Here is a 14,511-nt window from a genome sequence, read left to right on the forward strand (position 1 = left end):
AAAGGCACCCTGGGGTGCCTTTTCGTTTTAGTATCAGTGAATTAATCTTCTTTCACTTCCACTGCGGCCGTTTCCGGCAGGGCATTGGTTTCCGCCGGCATGCTGACGCTTTCAATGGTCAGTTTGATTTCCGGTGTAATCAAGTCGCTCAGCATGTTGTACACCTCCATGGTGTGCTCACGGACCGCATCGCCGATATCGTTGATGTAGCCTTCTTCACGCAGCGTCGCCACTAGGGTGGAGAACACCGCCTTGTCGAAGAACTCCGGTGCGTTGATGCCGTGCAGTACCGATAAACGCTGGGCCATGATACGGCTCTCTTTCTCCAGCGCACCACGGTTGATACTCGGGTTGGCGCTGAGGATAGACATGGTGATGGCGTAGCGCTGCAAGGTTTCACGGACGCCGGCGGCCAGCAGCTGCAGCGGACGGATGCGTGCCGGGTTCAACACCAGATCGTCACCCTTGTCGCAGATCAACTGCTGGCGGATCATTTCTTCGATCAGCGGTTGCAGCACTTCCGGCAGTTGTTCCTTGTTGTTGTGCAGGAACAGCTCGGCCTTCAGCATCGGGTAAATCAGGCCAATCTGTCGCAGCAGTTCGGCGCGCGATACCCGGCGATGGTGCATCACGATGGTGGCGATCAGTGACGGCAGCACCAGCAGATGATGGATATTGTTGCGGTAATAGGTCATCAGCACCGCCTGCTCGCGCGGCAGGATGATGATATCGCCGATGTTATCCTTCTCCACCTCGAACTTGTTCATGTTCAACGCGTGATCCAGCAGCTCATCCGGCGTCTGGTTCGGCACGGTGACGTCACCGGCATACGGCACGTTACGCATCAATTGCAGGTAGCATTCCAACTGCTCGAGCAACTGCTCACGGGTCAGCGAGCGCTGGCGTGAGGCCAGCAGCGCCGTGGAACACAGGTTCATGGCGTTGGCGGCGGCAGCATTGTTGATGCGTACCATAATCTTGGCCGCCAGATCGTTGACCGTCGGCGTCAGCCAGCTTGGGCGCTGGGATTCGATCGGGTCAATCGATTCGCGCCACTGCGGCACATTCTGGTTCAGGTAGGTGGTCAACGGCAGTGGATCACCGAAGTTGACGTAGCCCTGGCCGAGATTACGCAGCTTGCGCAAGCCGCGCAGCATCTGCAGCAGGCTCTCTTTTTCCTTGGTCGCGCCACGCAGCTCTTTGGCGTAGGTGCCCACTTCCATCACGTGCTCGTAACCGATGTAGATCGGCACCAGCGTGATAGGGCGAGTCCCGCCGCGCAGCATCGCCTGGATGGTCATCGACAGAGTGCCGGTTTTCGGCTCCAACAGGCGCCCGGTGCGGGAACGTCCGCCTTCGACAAAGTATTCCACCGAGTAACCGCGGGTAAACAGCTCGCCGAGGTATTCACGGAACACCGTCGAGTAGAGCTTGTTGCCTTTGAAGGTTCGGCGAATAAAGAACGCGCCCAAACGGCGGAAGATCGGCCCGGCCGGCCAGAAGTTCAGGTTGATGCCGGCGGCAATGTGCGGCGGCACCAGGCCCTGGTGATACAGCACGTAGGACAACAGCAGGTAGTCCATGTGGCTGCGGTGGCAGGGCACATAAACGATCTCGTGGCCGTCCTGCGCCAGCTGACGCACACGTTCGGCGTTGGTGACGTTGATGCCTTGATATAACCGGTTCCAGGTCCAGCTCAACACGCGGTCGGAAAGACGCACCGTCTCGTAAGAGAAGTCGGCGGCGATCTCTTCCATCAGCGCAATGGCGTTTTGCTGGGCTTTTTCGTGGGAGATTTTCTTGCTGCGCGCTTCATCTTCGACCGCTTTCTCGATCGCCTTGGACGCCAACAGCTTGTTGAACAGGTCCTGACGGGCCGGCAGGCTTGGGCCTACGGCAGCCAGACGCTGACGCGAGAAGTGCATCCGGGCAACGCGGGCCAGCTTTTGCGCGATGATTTTGTCCGTGCCGTGCTCGGTCGCCATGCGGCGCAGCGAAACGGTATTGGAGAAGCGCACAAAGCTATCGCGGCCGAGCCACAGCACGGCGAAGAATTTCTGGACGCCGTTCAGCAGGCGCAGATGCGGTGTACCATGGCCTTCGCGCCCAGGAGAGCGGCCAAACATCACCGAAACCGGCAGCATCTGAATGTCGAGATCCGGATTGCTGCGGTGCAGATCCAGATAGTCGTGGAACAGTTTTACCGACTCTTCTTTCGGCGTGTAGTAGCGGAATACGCGCGGGCCATCGTGAATAAACACGTGGCTTGGCAGCACGGTGCCGTCTATTTCCAGCGGATTGAGAGGATCGGGCAAATCCTGCGCCAGGCACTGGGTGCGCAGCGTCAGTAAATCCGCCTTGGAATTATAAGGTAAAACATACAAAATCGGCCGTGAGGGATCCAACCCTAACTCCGTGACCGGATCTGAAGGGATAACCTTACTTCTTACCAACAATTTGAGTGGTAAATTCAATAGTTTATAATAAATTTTACGCCAACCTGACATAACAACGTGAAGCCTCTTGTTAGCAATGCGCCGCAAGCATACCAGAAACCGGGTAGCAGATCTGTGGTGTTGGAAAACCGAGAGCCGGGAACGTTTCCTGGCCTAGACTGTTTAATTATGACTTACCTCTGTGAAAGGCACTAAAAAACATGACAAACCAAGCGACCGGCCTGACCCGTATTATTAAAGCCGCCGGCTACTCTTATAAAGGCTTTTCCGCCGCCTGGCAGCACGAAGCGGCGTTCCGCCAGGAATTGGTGGTGACCGTGCTGGCTATCATACTGGCGATTTGGTTGGACGTGGGTGCGATAGCGCGCATTTTGCTGATCGGATCGGTGCTGTTGGTGATGATTGTCGAGATGCTGAACAGCGCGATTGAAGCGATTGTCGACCGGGTGGGCACCGAGTATCACGAGCTGTCCGGCCGGGCAAAGGATATGGGGTCGGCGGCGGTATTGCTGGCGGTTATTTTGGCGATGTTTGTCTGGGGTTCGGTGCTGTGGCAGCACTTTGTCTGAGCGGAGCTACCTGGTTGCGATCCGGGTCGCTAATCCCTGATTTTTATTCATTCTTCGGTTCCCAAGCCGCACTTACCTGTATATACTCACAGCAAGACTGTATAAACAAACAGGGGGCGGAATGAAAGCACTAACTACCAGACAGCAAGAGGTCTATGATCTGATTCGCGATCATATTTCGTCCACTGGCATGCCGCCAACGCGTGCCGAAATCGCTATGCGTCTGGGGTTCCGTTCGCCAAATGCCGCAGAAGAACACCTGAAAGCGCTGGCGCGTAAAGGCGTCATCGAAATCGTCTCCGGCGCTTCGCGCGGTATTCGGTTGTTGATGGAAGATGAAGAGGGTTTACCGCTGATTGGCCGCGTGGCCGCCGGTGAGCCGCTGCTGGCGCAGCAGCATATCGAAGGTCACTACAAAGTGGATCCTTCCCTGTTCAAACCGAGCGCGGATTTCCTGCTGCGGGTCAATGGCATGTCGATGCGTGATATCGGCATTCTCGACGGCGACCTGCTGGCGGTGCATAAAACCCAGGACGTGCGTAACGGCCAGGTGGTTGTGGCGCGTATCGAAGATGAAGTTACGGTCAAGCGCTTGAAAAAACACGGTAACGTGGTTGAGCTGCTGCCGGAAAACAGCGAATTCCAGCCGATTGTGGTTGATCTGCGTCAGCAGAATTTCACCATTGAAGGCCTGGCGGTCGGCGTGATCCGCAACGGCGACTGGGTTTAACCCTTACGTCTGCACGTCGCCCTTTGATTTAAATCGCCCCAGCTCTGGGGCGATGTCATTTCTGACTGATTAAAACCGCATTGCCACGGGAACATTTCACTATGCGCCTGCTTTCCGCCTTCACCAGCGATACCGATAAAGCCCTGTGGCGTCTTGCGCTGCCTATGATCTTCTCCAATATTACCGTGCCGCTGCTGGGACTGGTGGATACCGCCGTGATTGGTCACCTGGACAGCCCGGTCTATCTGGGCGGTGTGGCGGTGGGAGCCATGGCGACCAGCTTCCTGTTTATGCTGCTGTTGTTTCTGCGCATGAGCACTACCGGGCTGACGGCACAGGCGCTGGGCGCACAAAATCCGCAGGGGTTGGCGCGCGCCTTTATGCAGCCGCTGCTGCTGGCCGTGTTGGCCGGCGTGGCCATTGTGTTGCTGCGTCATCCGCTGATCGATCTGGCGCTGCGGATCGTGGGCGGCGACGGCGCGGTGCTGGAGCAGGCGCGCTTGTTCCTGGAAATTCGCTGGCTAAGCGCGCCGGCGGCTCTGGCGAATATGGTGATTTTGGGCTGGCTGCTGGGCGTGCAATACGTACGCGCGCCGGTGATCCTGCTGATTGTCGGCAACCTGTTGAATATCGTGCTGGATGTTTGGCTGGTGATGGGATTGGGCTGGAATGTGCAGGGCGCGGCGACGGCGACGGCCATTTCTGAGTATGCCACGCTGTTGTTGGGATTATGGTTATCCTGGCGCGTTATGCGCCTGCGTGGCATTTCCATGCCGATGCTGCGTGTTGCCTGGCGCGGTAATCTGCGGCGTTTGCTGGCATTGAACCGCGACATTATGCTGCGTTCACTGTTACTGCAGCTGTGTTTCGCCTCTTTGACCATCTTCGGTGCCCGGCTTGGCGGTGAGGTGGTGGCGGTGAATGCGGTGCTGATGAATTTGCTGACCTTCACCGCCTACGCGCTCGACGGTTTCGCCTACGCGGTGGAAGCGCATTCCGGCCATGCCTATGGTGCCCGTGACGATAGCCAACTGCGTAAGGTGTGGCGTGCGGCTTGTCGGCAAGCCTGCCTGGTGGCGTTGGCCTTCGGGCTGGTCTATGCCGTTGCCGGGCAGCAAATTATTGCAGCCTTGACCTCGTTACCGGAACTGCGCGCTCTGGCAGGCCATTATTTGCCGTGGCAGGTGGTGCTGCCGTTGGTGGGCGTGTGGTGTTATTTGCTGGACGGTATGTTTGTGGGGGCCACCCGCGGTGCAGAAATGCGTAACAGTATGGCCGTCGCGGCGGCCGGTTATGGGCTGACGTTGTTTACCGTGCCGATATTGGGCAACCATGGTCTATGGCTGGCGCTGGCGGTGTTCCTTTCGCTGCGTGGCCTTGCGCTCGGATGGGTTTGGCACCACCACAGGCTACGCGGTACCTGGTTTGCAGCAGATACACCGCCCCTAAAATAGAATTAATCATTAATTTTATTTATGTTTTTGTTCATATTAAGTTACATTTTGGCGCGCTAAATGTGACCCGCTTACTTGCTGTTATTACGTGGCTTTTACTGTTTAATGCTTGTTTGTTGAATTTATATTCTGGGTTTTTATTTTTTACCGCGACCTGTTGCTATAATTAATCCTGTTGTTGGCAGAATGAATTGGAGTGAATGCTCCTTTCATTTTAGGCCTTATTGGTCATGATTATTACTCAGTTAAGCCCAGCGACAAGCTTTTAAAACTGACTAATCACAGGTAACGGAGAGGTTATGAATAAAGATCAAGCCGACGGTAACTGGAAGCAGTTTAAAGGGAAAGTGAAGGAAAAATGGGGCAAGCTGACCGATGACGATTTGGCGGTCATTGAAGGGAAACGCGAACAGCTTGTCGGTAAAATTCAGGAACGCTACGGCTACCAGAAAGAGGCGGCCGAGAAAGAAGTGAAATCCTGGGAAGACCACAACAAATATCGCTGGTAGTGCGATGGGCCGCAGCGGATTGCGGCCATAAACTACGCTTGAAAGCCTGGCGTTTTCATCCCCTTGACGCTACGGCCGCAGGTACAGGGAAGTACCTGATAACCCACTTTATTTCTTCTTGATGGCGATGCTGTGATCGTGTTCGCCGCAGTCATGCTTGCTGTCGCAGGCTTCTACTTCTACGCACCCCTCACACAGGCCATGCGCTTCGACTACGCTGTGGCGCAGGGCAAAGCCCGACTCTTTAGCCAATTTTTGCAGCGTCTCTTCGATCCCTTCCGTCGTGCGTTCGGTCACCTGACCGCAGCGATCGCATATGAACAGCGCCGAAGTATGCATCGGTTGTTCGAAGTGGTGGCACAGCACATAGCTGTTCGCCGATTCCACGCGATGAATGAAGCCTTGTTCCAACAGGAAATCCAATGCGCGATAAACCGTTGGCGGCTTGGCCTGCGGTTCAGCGACGCGTAACAGATCCAGCAGATCGTAAGCGCTGATGGCACCGGGCTGCTGTGCCATCAGGCGTAACACTTCCAGCCGCTGCGGTGTCAGTCGCACATTGCGTTGCTGACAAAGTTGTTCAGCCTGCGCCAGCAGCTTTTCCTGGGTGCTTGAGTTCATGGCAAATTTCCCGGTACGTAAAAAAGCCGATTTTACCATGCTTCAGCCAAATCGCCGAGAGTCGGCCCCTTTTCCTCTAATATGGCGCATTAAACGTCCGGTTCACCGCCTGCGGTTAGCCAGGAATGTGATGATATTCACGGTTTTCCGTACCGCTCACGAGGGGCCTTTCGTGAGCACGAGCCTTTAGGAGGACAACGAGTGTTGCAATTGGGTCGCTAACCGGGTCATTTCCTCCGCCGGATTATGGCCAATCAGCATAAAACCGTGGCTGCCATCGGACCAATAGACCACGTTCATCCCTTGGCGGCGCTCGCTATCGGCAGGCTGTGACTTGCCCGGTTGCTGAACAATACACAGTGCCAATGCACCGTACTGCGCATCCAGCCAGGTCAATTGAGCAATACGTCGATCGTCATAAGCCAGCACCCGGGCATTTTTCAGTTTGGCACCGTTCAACACAAGTTTTGGTAGCGAGAGGGCGATGCCCAGCCGATCGCCGGTGTGCTGCAATTGGCCGGCGATTTGCACCGCAGAGTCGTCAGAACCCGCCAGCGTTTCCGGTGTGTACAGCGCCATATACTGAGCCACCAGACCGCGCCAGTTGTCCTCCGGTTGGCTGAGTTGTAAATAGGCGCGATCGCCTGCGATGCCGAGCGCCAGGAAACCTACGGCGGCGGCAATCAGGCTGCGGCGGCTGACGCCATGCCGTGGCGCAGAGGGGGCCGGTGGCCATGCGGCCTGCAAGCTTTGCAGCGGTGCTTCGTCAAGCAACGGCGCGAAGGCTTGTTTGAAGGGCAAGCTGCTGCGTTCCAGCAACGACAAACGTTCCGCCAATGCCGGCTCGCCGGCCAGGCGCTGTTCCAGCCGGTGGCGTTGTTGTGGATCCAGTTGATTGTCCAGATAGGCGACCAGCAGTTCATCCGTTGCGTAGGCTGAGCTCATGATTGTTCTCCTTTTACCTGCGGGGCGTTGGTTTGCAGCACGCTGTCGTTCGCCAATCGCAGACGTGCTGCCGCCAGACGGCTCATGATGGTGCCAATGGGCACGCCCAGCACGTCCGCGGCTTCCCGGTAAGAAAGCTCTTCCACGTACACCAGAAACAGCGTATTGCGCTGCGCCTCGGGCAGTTGGTTAACCCGCCGCATCACCTCATTGGCCCAGATCGGCTGCTCGCCGTTTTCCGCTCCGGCCAGTTCATCGACATCGACAAAGCCCTGTCCCTGGCGAATATGCTGGGAACGCACCTCGTTCAACCAGATAGAGTGAAGAATCGAAAACAACCAGCGGTCCAGACGTGTTCCCACGGCAAACTGTGCGGCGCGCTCCAGAGCCCGCACGCAGGTGGCTTGCACTAAATCGTCGGCGATATCCCGCCGGTGGGAAAGCACCAGGCCATAGCGCCACAGGCGGGAAAGATATTGGCCGATTTCGTTGCGGATCGCGTCGCTACTGATGTGTGCCTCCGGACTTTAGGACTCAGGGTGATGATCGATGGCCGCCGCCAGATCGCGGTATTCTTCACAACCGGTACCGCACAGTGACTGGATCACCTTAAGCTGCTCTTGCGCCAAGTCCTGACGGCCTTTGATCATATAGGCCTCACCCAGGTATTCGCGGACTTTCGGGTATTTCGGATCGAGCGCCACTGATTTTAAATAGTAGCCGATCCCTTCATCGGTACGGCCGAGTTTGCGGGTAGCGTAACCCCGGTAATTCAGCGCCACGGCAGTGTTGGGATCTTTCAGGGTATTCAGCACATCCAGCGCTTCCTGATAGCGGCCGCTTTTCGCCAGTGCATAGGCATAGTTTGTGCGATCGTTATCGTTGATCATGCTGCTTTTATCCACCATGCAGGTTTTGGTTTTCGTATCGTATATCTGGCCTTTGGGGCAGGTTGGCGTGGTCTGGCCGCTGCCATCGCCGCCCATCGCCAGAGCCGCAGCGGAAAACAGCAGAGAACTCGCGATGACGGGCAACAGCAGGCGTTTGACGTAACTGTTCATGGTTGTTTCCTCATAGGGAAGGGGACTGAGCTGCACCCCTGTTGAGAGAACACCTGACCCGGTCTTTTTATTCGTTTTTACCGGTTCTTTTTTATCTGGCGACACGGCGGTTTTCCCAACGGCGCGATTGCCGTTATAATAGCCGTTTGCGGCAGCATGCCGTTCGTTGAATCCCAGACAGAATCAGGTAGCCAGTAGCCCAGCATGACGACAGACAATAACGCCCCAAAATACGCCGCCAATCGTTTTTCCATCGCGCCGATGCTCGACTGGACCGATCGTCATTGCCGTTACTTTCACCGCCTGCTGACCAAGGAAACCTTGCTGTACACCGAGATGGTGACCACCGGCGCGATTATCCACGGCAAGGGCGACTACCTGGCTTACAGTGAAGAAGAGCATCCGGTGGCGCTGCAATTGGGCGGCAGCGATCCGGCTGCGCTGGCGCACTGTGCCAAGCTGGCCGAGCAGCGCGGTTATGACGAGATTAACCTCAACGTTGGTTGCCCGTCCGATCGGGTGCAGAACGGCATGTTCGGCGCTTGCCTGATGGGGCAGGCCACGTTGGTTGCCGACTGCATCAAGGCGATGCGCGACGTGGTGTCGATCCCGGTGACGGTGAAAACCCGCATCGGTATTGACGATCAGGACAGCTACGAATTTCTGTGCGATTTTATCGCCACCGTTGCCGGGCGCGGCGAATGCGACATGTTCACTATTCATGCGCGCAAGGCGTGGCTGTCAGGCCTGAGCCCGAAAGAGAACCGCGAAGTGCCGCCGTTGGATTATCCGCGCGTGTACCAGTTAAAACGCGATTTCCCGACGCTCACTCTGGCGATTAACGGCGGGGTGAAAACGCTGGAAGAAGCGAAACAGCACCTGCAGCACCTGGATGGCGTGATGATGGGGCGCGAAGCCTATCAGAACCCGGGCATTCTGGCGCAGGTTGACAGCGAATTGTTTGGCTGTCAGACCGAAGTCAGGGACAGCGTGGCGATTATCGAATCGCTGTATCCGTATATTGAACGCGAGCTGTCGAATGGCACCTATTTGGGCCATATTACCCGTCATATCCTCGGGCTGTTCCAGGGCGTGCCGGGTGCACGCCAGTGGCGCCGCCATCTGAGCGAAAATGCTCACAAGCCAGGGGCCGATGCGCGCGTGGTTGAGCAGGCGCTGGATTTGGTGCGTTTACCGCGCACCGAGATGGCGTAATCGACAGAAAAATCTGACTAACAGTTAGTGTTTTTGACCAGGCATGTTGCGTGATGCGGCATGCCTTTTTTTCAATTTCAATCACTTGGCTTTCCCACCGTTTTGGCACGCTTCTTGTAATACCCCAGCAGATACTTTGTTTTGCGAAGGAGCAAAATCATGTTGGAACTCTTCTTTCTGGTCGGTTTTGTCGTCATGTTGATGGTGACTGGGATTTCGTTGCTGGGGGTGTTGGCGGCGTTGCTGGTGGCCGCGGCGTTCATGCTGATCGGTGGGCTGTTTGCGATGGTGATAAAACTGTTACCCTGGCTGATTCTGGCGGTGGTCGGCGTTTGGATTTACCGTTCGATGCAAAAGCCGCAAATCCGCCGCTACTGATTTTTTGTCGAACAATCAGTCGGTCACGCTGAAAACTGCGTAACAGATACAGACTTAATGCGGCGGCGATCACAGCTTGGCGCTTTAACTGTCAACGCCGCGCATTAGCCATTTTTTTTGCGCCTTGGGGCTGTTAGGATACTTGCCGATGCAGCGATGCGACCGATTTCATCACCGCAAGAGACAATAATACCCAATACGAGCGTTGCTCAAGCAACCCACTGTCTCTGGCGGACTCTGCTCTACCCCTACAAACGCAGTAACAAAAAGGGCTCCTTACGGAGCCCTTTTTGCTATCGATAACCAGCAATCTTAAGATGCCGGCCAGTTATCACTTTCAAGCTGCAGCGTGCGTTCAATGGTCATGTTCAGATCGCATGAAGCGGAATCCAGCGCATCGCCGGAACCATGCGGCGCTGCGACTAACGCCATACATTGGCTGTCTTTATACTTCAGCCAGTTACGCTGTGCTTCACGCCAGGCTTTCGGTGCCGCTTTGAACTTGAGAGCCTCTTTGTAGGACTTGTTCAGGCGAGCATCCCAAAGATTGAATTCTGCTTCAATACAGGCAGAGGCGCCCGGCGTACTGCCACCCTGTTTAGCCATACATTGCGTATAGGTGGCGGAGTAAGGGTATTTCATCAACGCGCTTTGCTCTGTTTCCTGGGGAGCGGCCTGCGCTGTACTGACCAGCGCAGGAGCCGCAGTGAAAACCAGTGCTGCAACAAGCATTTTTAGTTTCATTTCAGCGATATATCCTTATAGATCAACATTAATTGCCGGAAGATCATATTCCATTGGTCGCATTTTGACGATGCAGCACCGCATTTTCTACCAAAGTTTACCGATATTTCTGCCTGAACTCAGCGGCCGGGGATCAGCAGGCTCGAGCCGCTGGTGTTACGGCTTTCCAACACCTGATGTGCGCGTTGTGCATCAGCCAGAGCAAATTTTTGCTCTTCTTTCACGTCGACCTTGATGGCTCCGCTGCCGATCAATGAAAACAGTTCATTGCTGGCGAATTGCAGTTCCGCACGGGTGGTAATGTAACCGTTGAGGGAAGGACGGGTGACGTACAGCGAGCCTTTCTGGTTGAGCAGGGCCAGATCGACACCGGTGACCGGGCCGGAGGCATTGCCGAAGCTCACCATCAAGCCACGTCTTTTCAGGCTATTGAGTGAGGCTTGCCAGGTGCTTTGGCCCACCGAGTCATACACCACACCGACTTTCTCGCCTTGCGTCAGTTCGGCAACGCGTTGGGCGATATCTTCCTTATGGTAATTAATGGTGGCCCAGGCGCCGGCGCGTTTCGCCAGCGCGGCCTTTTCGTCGGAACCGACGCTGCCGATTAACCTCGCTCCGAGCGCTTTGGCCCACTGGCAGGCAATCAGCCCGACGCCGCCCGCGGCGGCATGGAACAGGAACACTTCGCCCGGCTGCACTTCATGGGTTTGTCGCAGCAGATAATGCACCGTCAGCCCCTTCAGGAAAGAGGCGGCCCCTTGCTCAAAGCTCAGGTTGTGCGGCAGGAGTGCCACCTTTTCCACTGCCACGTTGTGCACTTCGCTGTAGGCGCCGAGCGTCGACTGAGCGTAAACCACCCGGTCACCCGGTTTCAGTGCGCTGACACCGGCGCCGACTTTGATAACCACGCCGGCCGCTTCGGTGCCTAACCCGCTTGGCAGGCTGGCGGGCGGGTATAAACCGCTGCGTACATAGGTGTCGATATAGTTGATGCCGATCGCCTTGTTCTCGATCTGCACCTCACCGGCTGCCGGATCTACGGGTGTAAAATCAACGTATTGCAACACTTCAGGGCCGCCGGTGGCGGAGAATTGAATGCGCTTGGCCATTTCATTACCTCGTGTGGGTGTCTGATTTCACCCTACGCGTTTTAGTATTGACGATCCAGTTTGTCCTCGCGCGGATTGATACCTTTTTTGCATCGGTTATGCCGCAGGAATCACAGATAAAAATCACGTATACTCTCGCGTCAGGATCCTTCATTCGCAACCGGATAAAGAATACGCTTCATGGCAGGAAAAAAACCAACCAACAAAACAAACGCAGACGAAGCCAGAGAACGTCCTCGAGATCGCCAGATGGAAGGGCTGAAGATGCCGCCACATTCGCTGGAGGCTGAACAGTCAGTGTTGGGCGGTTTGATGCTGGATAACGAACGCTGGGACAACGTGGCGGAACGCGTAGTCGCCAACGATTTCTTCAGCCGTCCGCACCGCCTGATCTTTACCGAGATGCAGCGCCTGCTGGAAATGAGCCGGCCTATCGATCTGATCACCCTGTCCGAATCGCTGGAACAGCGGGGTGAACTGGACTCTGTCGGCGGCTTTGCCTACCTGGCTGAATTATCGAAAAACACCCCAAGTGCGGCCAACATCGGCGCTTATGCTGACATCGTGCGTGAACGTGCGGTAGTACGTGAGATGATCTCGGTCGCTAACGAGATCGCCGACGCCGGTTATGATCCGCAAGGGCGCAGCAGCGAAGATCTGCTCGATCTGGCCGAATCGCGGGTGTTCCAGATCGCGGAAAACCGCGCCAGTAAAGATGAAGGTCCGAAAGGTATTGAGCGTATCCTGGAAGATACAGTTGCGCGTATCGAGCAACTGTATCAGCAGCCGCATGATGGCGTGACCGGGGTGGATACCGGCTATCAGGATCTCAATAAGAAAACCGCCGGTTTGCAAAAATCGGATCTGATCATCGTCGCCGCCCGTCCTTCGATGGGGAAAACCACCTTCGCCATGAACCTGTGCGAACACGCCGCGATGACGCAGGAAAAACCGGTGCTGATCTTCAGCCTCGAGATGCCAGGCAACCAGATCATGATGCGTATGCTGGCGTCGCTGTCACGCGTGGATCAGACGCGTATCCGTACCGGTCAGCTCGATGACGAGGACTGGGCGCGCATTTCCAGCACCATGGGCATCCTGCTGGAGAAGCGCAATATGTACATTGATGACTCCTCCGGCCTGACGCCAACCGAAGTGCGCTCCCGCGCGCGCCGTATTTTCCGCGAGCATGACGGCCTTAGCCTGATCATGATCGACTACCTTCAGCTTATGCGCGTGCCGTCCTTGTCCGACAACCGTACGCTGGAGATCGCCGAAATTTCCCGCTCGCTGAAGGCGTTGGCGAAAGAGCTGCAGGTGCCGGTCGTGGCGCTGTCGCAGTTGAACCGAAGCCTGGAGCAGCGCGCCGACAAGCGCCCGGTCAACTCCGACCTGCGTGAGTCTGGCTCCATCGAGCAGGACGCCGACCTGATTATGTTCATCTACCGTGATGAGGTTTATCACGAGAACAGCGATCTGAAAGGGATTGCCGAAATTATTCTGGGTAAGCAGCGTAACGGCCCGATCGGTTCCGTGCGCCTTACCTTTAACGGCCAGTGGTCGCGCTTCGATAACTACGCGGGGCCACAATATGATGACGAATAATCAGCTAAGGAACTGAAATGAAAGCGGCAACCGCTGTAATCGACCGCCGCGCTCTGCGACATAATCTGCAACAGGTGCGCCGTCAGGCGCCACAAAGTCGCCTGATTGCCGTTGTGAAAGCAAACGCTTATGGACATGGCCTGCTGGAAACAGCTCACACCCTGCAAGATGCCGACTGCTACGGCGTGGCGCGCATTGGCGAGGCGCTGATGCTGCGTTCCGGCGGCATCGTTAAACCGATCCTGATGCTGGAAGGCTTTTTCTCCGCCGAAGATCTGCCGGTGTTGGTGGCCAATAACATCGAAACCGCAGTGCACAGCATCGAACAGCTCGAAGCGCTGGAGCAGGCCAACCTGGCGCGACCGGTGCCGGTGTGGATGAAGTTGGATACCGGCATGCATCGCCTGGGTGTGCGCCCTGAGCATGCCGAGGCGTTTTATCAGCGTCTGAGCGCCTGCCGCAATGTGGTACAGCCGGTCAATATCATGAGCCATTTCAGCCGTGCCGATGAACCGGGTTCTGACGCCACGCTCAAGCAAATGCAGTGTTTTGAACAGTTTGCCCGCGGCAAACCGGGCCAGCGTTCTATTGCCGCCTCCGGTGGCACCTTGCTGTGGCCGGATGCGCACAACGACTGGGTGCGCCCGGGTATTATCCTGTACGGCGTCTCACCAATGGAGGCTTCCAACGGCAGCCAGTTTGAACTGCAACCGGCCATGACGTTGAAGTCCAATCTGATCGCGGTGCGTGAGCACAAGGCCGGTGAGTCCGTAGGCTACGGCGGCACCTGGGTCAGCGAAGGTGATACCCGTCTGGGCGTGGTGGCGATGGGATACGGCGACGGTTACCCGCGTAGCGCGCCCTCCGGCACTCCGGTGTGGCTCAACGGCCGTGAAGTACCGATAGTGGGCCGGGTATCGATGGACATGATGTCAGTCGATCTGGGGCCGGACGCGACCGACAAGGTCGGCGATGAGGTGGTGTTGTGGGGGCGAGCGTTGCCGGTTGAACGCATCGCCGATTGCACCGGCATCAGCGCTTATGAACTGATTACCAAGCTGACGCAACGCGTGGCGATGGAATATATCGGCGATTAGCCTATTGAGGGGCCGGCA

The 14,511-nt window shown here is 56.4% G+C and carries 15 protein-coding genes; 8 read left to right on the forward strand and 7 right to left on the reverse strand.

Going from position 1 to position 14,511, the window contains the following annotated elements; genetic code table 11:
- Positions 1–41 precede the first annotated feature (41 nt).
- Positions 42–2,507 carry a glycerol-3-phosphate 1-O-acyltransferase PlsB gene (gene plsB, locus ACGS9J_RS07635; protein ID WP_442230360.1) on the reverse strand — a complete coding sequence of 822 codons (2,466 nt, stop codon included), beginning with the start codon at positions 2,505–2,507 and terminating at the stop codon, positions 42–44.
- Positions 2,508–2,656: 149 nt separating this feature from the next.
- On the opposite strand from plsB, the gene ACGS9J_RS07640 reads away from it, so the two are divergent.
- The 4 genes from ACGS9J_RS07640 (at position 2,657) to ACGS9J_RS07655 (ending at position 5,718) form a co-directional block, all read left to right on the forward strand.
- Positions 2,657–3,025, forward strand: coding sequence for a diacylglycerol kinase (locus tag ACGS9J_RS07640; RefSeq protein ID WP_442230361.1), 369 nt, complete (start codon positions 2,657–2,659; stop codon positions 3,023–3,025).
- A 121-nt stretch (positions 3,026–3,146) separates the two neighbouring features.
- The gene (gene lexA / locus ACGS9J_RS07645; RefSeq protein ID WP_037416119.1) at positions 3,147–3,755 is read left to right on the forward strand and encodes a transcriptional repressor LexA; all 609 of its coding nucleotides are present in this window, start codon (positions 3,147–3,149) and stop codon (positions 3,753–3,755) included.
- Positions 3,756–3,856: 101 nt separating this feature from the next.
- Entirely contained in the window at positions 3,857–5,209 is a 1,353-nt protein-coding gene (gene dinF / locus ACGS9J_RS07650; protein ID WP_442230362.1) for an MATE family efflux transporter DinF, read from the forward strand.
- Positions 5,210–5,508: 299 nt separating this feature from the next.
- Positions 5,509–5,718 carry a CsbD family protein gene (locus ACGS9J_RS07655; RefSeq protein ID WP_442230363.1) on the forward strand — a complete coding sequence of 70 codons (210 nt, stop codon included), beginning with the start codon at positions 5,509–5,511 and terminating at the stop codon, positions 5,716–5,718.
- A 108-nt stretch (positions 5,719–5,826) separates the two neighbouring features.
- Here the strand turns inward: ACGS9J_RS07655 and zur are convergent, their stop codons facing one another.
- From zur to ACGS9J_RS07675, 4 genes are all read right to left on the reverse strand, one after another.
- Complete coding sequence (zur, locus tag ACGS9J_RS07660; protein ID WP_041415728.1) at positions 5,827–6,339, reverse strand: zinc uptake transcriptional repressor Zur; 513 nt, start codon at positions 6,337–6,339, stop codon at positions 5,827–5,829.
- A 186-nt stretch (positions 6,340–6,525) separates the two neighbouring features.
- Positions 6,526–7,284, reverse strand: a complete 759-nt coding sequence (locus ACGS9J_RS07665) for an anti-sigma factor family protein (protein ID WP_442230364.1) — start codon at positions 7,282–7,284, stop codon at positions 6,526–6,528.
- On the reverse strand, positions 7,281–7,769 hold the full coding sequence (locus ACGS9J_RS07670; protein ID WP_442230619.1) for an RNA polymerase sigma factor: 489 nt from the start codon (positions 7,767–7,769) through the stop codon (positions 7,281–7,283). The genes ACGS9J_RS07665 and ACGS9J_RS07670 overlap by 4 nt, the downstream gene beginning before the upstream one ends.
- Positions 7,770–7,811: 42 nt before the next feature.
- Positions 7,812–8,345, reverse strand: coding sequence for a tetratricopeptide repeat protein (locus ACGS9J_RS07675; protein WP_442230365.1), 534 nt, complete (start codon positions 8,343–8,345; stop codon positions 7,812–7,814).
- 204 nt (positions 8,346–8,549) lie between these two features.
- On the opposite strand from ACGS9J_RS07675, the gene dusA reads away from it, so the two are divergent.
- Both dusA and pspG read left to right on the forward strand, forming a co-directional pair.
- Entirely contained in the window at positions 8,550–9,560 is a 1,011-nt protein-coding gene (gene dusA, locus ACGS9J_RS07680) for a tRNA dihydrouridine(20/20a) synthase DusA (RefSeq protein WP_442230366.1), read from the forward strand.
- Positions 9,561–9,719: 159 nt separating this feature from the next.
- Positions 9,720–9,938: an envelope stress response protein PspG gene (pspG, locus tag ACGS9J_RS07685; protein WP_442230367.1), complete on the forward strand. Its 219-nt coding sequence runs from the start codon at positions 9,720–9,722 to the stop codon at positions 9,936–9,938.
- Positions 9,939–10,250: 312 nt separating this feature from the next.
- Here the strand turns inward: pspG and ACGS9J_RS07690 are convergent, their stop codons facing one another.
- Positions 10,251–10,682, reverse strand: coding sequence for a lysozyme inhibitor LprI family protein (locus ACGS9J_RS07690; protein ID WP_442230368.1), 432 nt, complete (start codon positions 10,680–10,682; stop codon positions 10,251–10,253).
- 119 nt (positions 10,683–10,801) lie between these two features.
- The gene (locus ACGS9J_RS07695) at positions 10,802–11,791 is read right to left on the reverse strand and encodes a quinone oxidoreductase (RefSeq protein ID WP_442230369.1); all 990 of its coding nucleotides are present in this window, start codon (positions 11,789–11,791) and stop codon (positions 10,802–10,804) included.
- Positions 11,792–11,971: 180 nt separating this feature from the next.
- Here ACGS9J_RS07695 and dnaB point away from each other — a divergent pair, with 180 nt between their 5' ends.
- On the forward strand, positions 11,972–13,396 hold the full coding sequence (gene dnaB, locus ACGS9J_RS07700) for a replicative DNA helicase (RefSeq protein ID WP_442230370.1): 1,425 nt from the start codon (positions 11,972–11,974) through the stop codon (positions 13,394–13,396).
- 17 nt (positions 13,397–13,413) lie between these two features.
- Positions 13,414–14,493, forward strand: a complete 1,080-nt coding sequence (alr, locus tag ACGS9J_RS07705) for an alanine racemase (RefSeq protein ID WP_442230371.1) — start codon at positions 13,414–13,416, stop codon at positions 14,491–14,493.
- Positions 14,494–14,511: the final 18 nt, after the last annotated feature.

Origin of the sequence: Serratia quinivorans, assembly GCF_052113645.1 — a bacterium.
In the GTDB taxonomy this organism is placed as follows: domain Bacteria; phylum Pseudomonadota; class Gammaproteobacteria; order Enterobacterales; family Enterobacteriaceae; genus Serratia; species Serratia quinivorans_B.

What these genes read in the sequence shown, in the direction of transcription:
- ACGS9J_RS07675 (WP_442230365.1), bottom strand. Translation starts at nt 8,345, where the DNA reads ATGAACAGTTACGTCAAACGCCTGCTGTTGCCCGTCATCGCGAGTTCT.
- pspG (WP_442230367.1), top strand. Translation starts at nt 9,720, where the DNA reads ATGTTGGAACTCTTCTTTCTGGTCGGTTTTGTCGTCATGTTGATGGTG.
- plsB (WP_442230360.1), bottom strand. Translation starts at nt 2,507, where the DNA reads ATGTCAGGTTGGCGTAAAATTTATTATAAACTATTGAATTTACCACTC.
- ACGS9J_RS07695 (WP_442230369.1), bottom strand. Translation starts at nt 11,791, where the DNA reads ATGGCCAAGCGCATTCAATTCTCCGCCACCGGCGGCCCTGAAGTGTTG.
- ACGS9J_RS07690 (WP_442230368.1), bottom strand. Translation starts at nt 10,682, where the DNA reads ATGAAACTAAAAATGCTTGTTGCAGCACTGGTTTTCACTGCGGCTCCT.
- ACGS9J_RS07640 (WP_442230361.1), top strand. Translation starts at nt 2,657, where the DNA reads ATGACAAACCAAGCGACCGGCCTGACCCGTATTATTAAAGCCGCCGGC.
- dinF (WP_442230362.1), top strand. Translation starts at nt 3,857, where the DNA reads ATGCGCCTGCTTTCCGCCTTCACCAGCGATACCGATAAAGCCCTGTGG.
- dnaB (WP_442230370.1), top strand. Translation starts at nt 11,972, where the DNA reads ATGGCAGGAAAAAAACCAACCAACAAAACAAACGCAGACGAAGCCAGA.
- ACGS9J_RS07655 (WP_442230363.1), top strand. Translation starts at nt 5,509, where the DNA reads ATGAATAAAGATCAAGCCGACGGTAACTGGAAGCAGTTTAAAGGGAAA.
- lexA (WP_037416119.1), top strand. Translation starts at nt 3,147, where the DNA reads ATGAAAGCACTAACTACCAGACAGCAAGAGGTCTATGATCTGATTCGC.
- zur (WP_041415728.1), bottom strand. Translation starts at nt 6,339, where the DNA reads ATGAACTCAAGCACCCAGGAAAAGCTGCTGGCGCAGGCTGAACAACTT.
- dusA (WP_442230366.1), top strand. Translation starts at nt 8,550, where the DNA reads ATGACGACAGACAATAACGCCCCAAAATACGCCGCCAATCGTTTTTCC.
- alr (WP_442230371.1), top strand. Translation starts at nt 13,414, where the DNA reads ATGAAAGCGGCAACCGCTGTAATCGACCGCCGCGCTCTGCGACATAAT.
- ACGS9J_RS07665 (WP_442230364.1), bottom strand. Translation starts at nt 7,284, where the DNA reads ATGAGCTCAGCCTACGCAACGGATGAACTGCTGGTCGCCTATCTGGAC.